Genomic DNA, 6,211 nt, shown 5'->3' on the forward strand with positions numbered 1-6,211 from the left:
AGATCCCGTCCCCAAGGCGCACAAGCCGGCGGATTCTGGCGTAGCTGTAGGCAAAGGCGCAAGGATGTGTAGCCTGGAAGGCGTGTCTGAAGGTGTCTCTTAAACAGCCTGAGATTTCGACAAAGTGTGTCGGATAGCTGTAGAGAATGGCAGATGTGCGGTGTTCTGAATTTCGCCTTCCAGAAACGCTAGAAAGTCGTCCGGCGAAAAATCATCGGCTATAGCCATCAGCTCCTGGACAGTCTGCAGATGCGGGCGAATAGCCTCTCGTCTTATGGCACGCAGGGCGCCGTTTTGTGCGTCAAGATTGAATAAACGCAACGTCTCGACGGCACGTGTCCGTGCTCGAACATCGAGGTTGGCGAGAGGGCTGATTGTGCCGTCGCTGACAAAAAGTAAATAGCTATCCGGATCATCTTCGTCAGGTTTGAGCAGGTCTCTGTGATCATAGGGAGGGCAATTGTCTTTGAATTTTCCGCAGGCTTCCTCCCTACAACATGAGTGGAATAGATTGGTCCATTCGAAGGTGCCCTGCGGATAACTGCGTCTTTGTCGAAAGTGCTCGATATGCGAAAGTCTTGGCACGCTGATATCCGCTTCACAGTAGGCGCAACGAGTATCTTGCATCGCTTGAAGGCACTGGCGGATTTGGTCTCTATCTGCGTGTGTCACATCAACCCATTGATGTAATCCATGCCTATATCCAGCAAGACAGTTTGGAGTCGCAGTTCGAATCAGTTTTCGCATTCGCCCGACTTCCTTATTTTTGTTGTGTCAGTTGTTTGCGTTTGAATGTTTCGAGGCGAATCAACCGATCACAATCAAGCATGACGGGGTGTTGTGTCTCAAAGTGCGTGTCCAGATATTTTCGCAATGATAGTCCTTGGTCCGACTCATGCTGATCTTGCTGAATCAAGGCTATATATTCGCTCAATTTGCGAGAGGGTTCATTGTCTGGTGTGGGGTCAATACCCATGATGTATGCCAGAACCTGAGAGCTGGTGACTCCCTGAGTTTGTTGATCGACATTACTTATTCTAACGTGGCGGCAATTGTCGTCAGTCACTGTGTGCAGCACACGGATACACGTTGCCTGAACGGAGGTAATTACTTGCGGGCTATGTGTGGTGACGACGAACTGGATGTTCGGAAAGGCGCCGAGCAGATCGGGTATGACCGTTTGCTGCCAAGCAGGATGAAGGTGCATATCGACTTCATCGATCAGCACCACTCCCGTGCATTGGCGTGGCGCGGTGCTGCCGAAGTGAGGATTCAGCTTTACGCAGCGATAGGCAATATCGGCTGCCAAGGCAACTATGTTGCGAATACCGTCGCTGAGTTGGCTGACTTTCAGCACGCCATGTATTGGATGCTCCAACACCAGATCTGCGAATTCACTACTGTAGGCAAGGTTTCTCCATCCAGTTTGTGATTCAAGCATTGAGTTGACTGTGTTCTGAACTGCTTTGACTGGATTCAAAAACTCGTCTTTAACATCGAACGTTGTTTTTCCTCGTTCAAGACTGCGAATTTGCTCTTCACGATAGGTACGAAAAATTCGTGTGTACCATTTGCTGAACTGCTTGTAGTTGGAGGCAGGGTCAAGGCTGTCCCGATAACCATAGGTTCTGGAAAGTTCGGCGTTATCGATGGGTTCAGAGGTAGGCGTGTTATCCCTCCATAGGCGACTCGTACCGTAATAGGCCAGCACAGGTAGATCGATCGGTTTGGTAACGTCCATTAATACGTTATGAAAGATCCAGCCTTGCAAATCACGAGCTTTGTTCTCCAAAGCCCTTGCACCTTGGTCGCTGCGGGTTTTCGTTCCTTTGCGAATACTGATTCGACTGCGTGACCAGGAAATGTCAGCACTCTGAAAATCAGCATGAGCCGTCAGGCGAGCTGGAAGAGAAGGTTCCATTTGATGCGCCTCGACGGGGCGTAAAAAAACATCGTCAGGCTGAATGCCCGTCAAGGGAGCGTTACCCAAATCAAATCCGCGAACAAAGGGCCACAAGGCCACTTTGATAGCGTCCAGCAAACTTGTCTTGCCCTGACCGTTGCGCGCAACCAGCAGCGTCAGCTGTTCATTGAGTTCCAGTGTCAGCGCGGGGAAGCAGCGGTAGTTTTCCAGATCGAGCCTGATCAGTTTCAAAGACTTTCCTCCATGTGAACCGATTCCAGGCTACGGCAGTGGCTATATTGGCGGGGACCGATGTGGTGCAAATTCTACTGTGAATGAATACAGGTGAATACATGCTCACTGCTAACGGTGTGTTTCAGGATTTGGGTAGTGTCTTCTGCCGCAAAATATAAACCGTCACCAACACCGCGCTCGTCAACATGAACCCCCGCGCCCACGGCAACGGCACCAGGTAGCAGGAAAACAGAATGCTCGCCCACATCAGCCCGATCGCGTAGACCTTGCCCTTGAGCGGAATGCCGTTGCCATCGAGATAATCGCGGATCCACGGGCCGAGTCGGGGATGCTCGACCAGCCATTGATAGAAACGCGCAGAGCTGCGCGCGAAGCACGCCGCGGCGAGCAGAAGGAAAGGGGTAGTGGGCAGGACGGGCAGGAAAATCCCGATCACCCCCAATGCCACGCTGAGCCAGCCGATGGCCAGCAGGAAGTAGCGCAACATCAGGGGGCGGTTGCCTATGGGGTTGTCCATAGGCCGGATCTTAGTGGTGACGTGGCTTGAGGATCGCCGGTTTTTCGTCTGGCGCCTGGCACAGCAGGTACAGCGCGGTCAGGGCTTCCGGGATCTGCACGATCATGTCGTCCATCAGGTTGGCGTCTTTGGCGATGTCTTCGAATTCCGGCTGTTCGTCGAACAGGCCCGAACCGACCATGATCGGCAGGAGCATTTCGCTGACTTCTTCTTCGGCGGTTTCGAACCAGGCCGCTTCACGCAGGAACACGCCTTCCATGAAACCGATGCACCAGCCGCGCAGTTCGGAATCATCAGGCTCGTCGCCCAGGTCCAGTTCGCATGGCAGTTCGAACTCTTCATCCGAGGCCAGTTGACGGGCGATGTGTGCCTTGAGGCCGATCAGGGTGGCTTCGATCTCTTCGCGCTGGGCGTCGCTGCTGTAATGCGGCTCTTCGGCGAACAGGGCGTCGATCCACTCACGCTCCGGTACGTCTTCAGCGCAGATCGACAGCGCGGTCAGGTAGCCGTGAGCGGCCACGTAATCCAGCGCCTCGTCATGCAGCTCGTCGGCGTCGAGGAAAACTTGCAGGCGGGTCAGTTGCTCAGCGAAGGACATTACGGGGCTACCTTGGGGAATAAACAATGCGGGAATTCTAGGCCTTCTTGCGCGCTCAAGCCAGCCGCATGGCAGATTTGACCTGTCATACCCTGCATACACCCTGTAGGAGCTGCCGAAGGCTGCGATCTTTTGATTTGCTTTTAATAAAGACAAGATCAAAAGATCGCAGCCTTCGGCAGCTCCTACACAGGTATCAGCGATTGTATCGACGGGTGTCGTCCTGTGCAGGGGAGGGCTCGGGTATACTGCCGCGTTTTGCGATCCCTGCCCGCATTGCGGTTGTCGTGCAATGCGCTCTTACGTTTTGTTTAAGCAGCTCCGGCTGTTCTGAACCAGCCTGCGCAGGGATGTATCGGTAGATTTTTGGAGTTTCTATGCTCGAACAGGCTCAACGCGTCCTCAAGGACATCTTCGGCTACGACAGTTTCCGTGGCCGTCAGGGTGCAATCATTGAGCGCGTGGCCAGTGGCGGTGATGCGCTGGTGCTGATGCCTACCGGTGGCGGCAAGTCCCTGTGCTTTCAGGTGCCGGCGCTGTTGCGCGATGGCCTGGCGGTGGTGGTGTCGCCGCTGATTGCGCTGATGGACGATCAGGTCGCCACCCTCGAAGAGCTCGGTGTGGCCGCCGCCGCGCTGAACTCCACCCTGAGCGCTGAACAGCAGCGTGACCTCGCAGCGCGGATCAAGCGCGGCGAAGTGAAGATGTTGTATCTGGCGCCCGAGCGCCTGGTGCAGCCGCGCATGCTGTCGTTCCTGCAAGGCCTGAACATTGCGCTGTTCGCCATTGACGAAGCGCATTGCGTATCGCAATGGGGTCACGATTTCCGCCCGGAATACCTGCAACTGGGCCAGTTGGCCGAGATGTTTCCCGACGTACCGCGCATCGCCCTGACCGCCACCGCCGACAAGCGTACCCGCGAAGAAATCGTCACGCGCCTGCATCTGCAGAATGCCGAACGCTTCCTGTCGAGCTTCGACCGCCCGAACATCTTTTACCGCATCGTGCCCAAAGAGCAGCCACGCAAGCAGTTGCTGGCGTTCCTCGCTGAGCGGCGCAGCGATGCCGGCATTGTCTATTGCCTGTCGCGCAAGAAAGTCGAGGAAGTCGCGGCATTCCTCAGCGAGCAGGGCTTCCCGGCGTTGCCGTATCACGCTGGTCTGCCCAATGATCTGCGCGCCTTCAATCAGAAACGCTTCCTCAACGAGGAAGGCTTGATCATGGTCGCTACCGTGGCGTTCGGCATGGGCATCGACAAGCCCAACGTGCGTTTCGTCGCCCACCTCGACTTGCCGAAATCCCTTGAGGCGTATTACCAGGAAACCGGGCGCGGCGGTCGTGACGGTCTGCCGGCAGATGCCTGGATGGCCTACGGTCTGCAAGACGTGGTGATGCTCAAGCAGATGCTGCAGAACTCCGAAGGCGACGAGCGGCACAAGCGTCTGGAGCAACACAAGCTCGACGCCATGCTGTCGCTTTGTGAAGAGACCCGCTGCCGTCGTCAGACCCTGCTGGCGTACTTCGATGAAGACATGCCCGAGCCGTGTGGCCATTGCGACAACTGTGTCGACGGCGTGCAGACCTGGGACGCCACCGAGCCTGCACGTCAGGCCTTGTCGGCGATTTTCCGTACCGGCCAGCGTTATGGCGTAGGTCATCTGGTTGATGTGCTGTTGGGCAAGGACAACGAAAAAATCCGCAGTTTCGGCCATCAGCATCTGTCGGTGTGGGGCGTCGGCAAGGCGTTGAGCGAGAGCGAGTGGCGCTCGCTGTTCCGTCAATTGGTGGCGCGCGGTCTGGCGGATGTCGATCACGAAGGTTATGGCGGTCTGCGTTTGAATGACAGTTGCCGGCCATTGCTCAAGGGCGAGGTCACGCTGGAGCTGCGCCGCGACCTCAAACCGCAGGTTACGGCCAAAACCGCCAGCAAGAGCCCAGCCAGCCAACTGGTGCGCGGCGAAGAGCGCGAACAGTGGGAAGCCTTGCGCGCCCTGCGGCGCAAGTTGGCCGAAGAGCATGGCGTGCCGCCGTACGTTATCTTCCCCGATTCCACGTTGTTGGAAATGCTCCGCAGCCAGCCGACCTCGCTGGCGGAAATGGCCCGGGTCAGCGGTGTCGGCGCACGCAAGCTGGAGCGCTACGGTGATGCCTTCCTCGAAGTGCTCGGTGGCGAGGCCGATGCGCCAAAAGCGGTGGCCGATGTGCGCCACGAATTGATCACCCTGGCCCGCGCCGGCATGACGCCGCTGCAGATCGCCGGGCAGTTGCAGTGCTCGGAAAAAAATGTGTACACGATGCTCGCTGAGGCCATTGGCAAGCAGCAGTTGTCGCTCGAGCAAGCGCTGGACTTGCCGGAAGAGTTGATGGGCGAAGTGCAGGACGCGTTCCTTGATGGCGAGGGCGAGTTGCCATCGGTCGCTGAGGTTGCGGAGCTGTTTGCCGGACGTGTGCCGGAAGGCGTGCTTTACTGCGTGAGGGCTGCGTTGCAGTCGGAATTCGAGATGTGAAATTCGGTCTCGACCCTCACCCCAGCCCTCTCCCAGAGGGAGAGGGGGCCGACCTGATCTGGTCAAACGATACTGGACACGGTTATAGGGTTTTACCCTTTTTCATGCCGCCAGGGCCTCCATGTCCACCGGAGTTCGGTAGCCATTGTGACTGTGCAGCCTGATCCGATTGTAATAATGGGTCAGGTAGCGCAATACATCGGTACTGGCCTCATCTTCGTTTCGGTAGCCAGCCTTGGGTATCCATTCAGATTTCAAACTGCCAAAGAAACGCTCCATCGGGGCGTTGTCCCAGCAGTTTCCTCGTCGACTCATGCTTTGTTTTATGCGCATGTCCGCCAGCGTTTCACGAAACACTTTACTGCTGTAATGACAGCCCTGATCCGAATGGAACATTAGGTTTTCAGGGCGTCCTCGCGACTCGAAAGCCA

6 protein-coding genes are annotated in these 6,211 nt (G+C 56.4%); 1 reads left to right on the forward strand and 5 read right to left on the reverse strand.

What is annotated here, in order from left to right:
• Positions 1 to 99 precede the first annotated feature (99 nt).
• The 4 genes from ptuB to CKW26_RS15930 form a co-directional block, all read right to left on the reverse strand.
• Positions 100 to 747: a retron Ec78 anti-phage system effector HNH endonuclease PtuB gene (gene ptuB / locus CKW26_RS15915; protein WP_095049307.1), complete on the reverse strand. Its 648-nt coding sequence runs from the start codon at positions 745 to 747 to the stop codon at positions 100 to 102.
• A 13-nt stretch (positions 748 to 760) separates the two neighbouring features.
• A complete protein-coding gene (locus CKW26_RS15920) occupies positions 761 to 2,155 on the reverse strand; it encodes an AAA family ATPase (protein ID WP_095049308.1) in 1,395 nt (464 codons plus the stop codon).
• 124 nt (positions 2,156 to 2,279) lie between these two features.
• Positions 2,280 to 2,675, reverse strand: coding sequence for a YbaN family protein (locus CKW26_RS15925; protein ID WP_095049309.1), 396 nt, complete (start codon positions 2,673 to 2,675; stop codon positions 2,280 to 2,282).
• 10 nt (positions 2,676 to 2,685) lie between these two features.
• Complete coding sequence (locus CKW26_RS15930) at positions 2,686 to 3,273, reverse strand: YecA family protein (protein ID WP_016984205.1); 588 nt, start codon at positions 3,271 to 3,273, stop codon at positions 2,686 to 2,688.
• 377 nt (positions 3,274 to 3,650) lie between these two features.
• Between CKW26_RS15930 and recQ the strand changes: the two genes are divergently transcribed.
• Positions 3,651 to 5,780 carry a DNA helicase RecQ gene (gene recQ, locus CKW26_RS15935; protein ID WP_095049310.1) on the forward strand — a complete coding sequence of 710 codons (2,130 nt, stop codon included), beginning with the start codon at positions 3,651 to 3,653 and terminating at the stop codon, positions 5,778 to 5,780.
• A 102-nt stretch (positions 5,781 to 5,882) separates the two neighbouring features.
• Here the strand turns inward: recQ and CKW26_RS15940 are convergent.
• Positions 5,883 to 6,211, reverse strand: a 329-nt coding sequence (locus CKW26_RS15940) for an integrase core domain-containing protein (RefSeq protein ID WP_141231863.1), incomplete at its 5' end; no start/stop codon positions are given.

Origin of the sequence: Pseudomonas sp. Irchel s3h9 (genome assembly GCF_900187475.1) — a bacterium.
GTDB classification, from domain to species: Bacteria; Pseudomonadota; Gammaproteobacteria; order Pseudomonadales; family Pseudomonadaceae; genus Aquipseudomonas; species Aquipseudomonas neuropathica.

What these genes read in the sequence shown, in the direction of transcription:
- ptuB (WP_095049307.1), bottom strand. Translation starts at nt 747, where the DNA reads ATGCGAAAACTGATTCGAACTGCGACTCCAAACTGTCTTGCTGGATAT.
- CKW26_RS15925 (WP_095049309.1), bottom strand. Translation starts at nt 2,675, where the DNA reads ATGGACAACCCCATAGGCAACCGCCCCCTGATGTTGCGCTACTTCCTG.
- CKW26_RS15930 (WP_016984205.1), bottom strand. Translation starts at nt 3,273, where the DNA reads ATGTCCTTCGCTGAGCAACTGACCCGCCTGCAAGTTTTCCTCGACGCC.
- recQ (WP_095049310.1), top strand. Translation starts at nt 3,651, where the DNA reads ATGCTCGAACAGGCTCAACGCGTCCTCAAGGACATCTTCGGCTACGAC.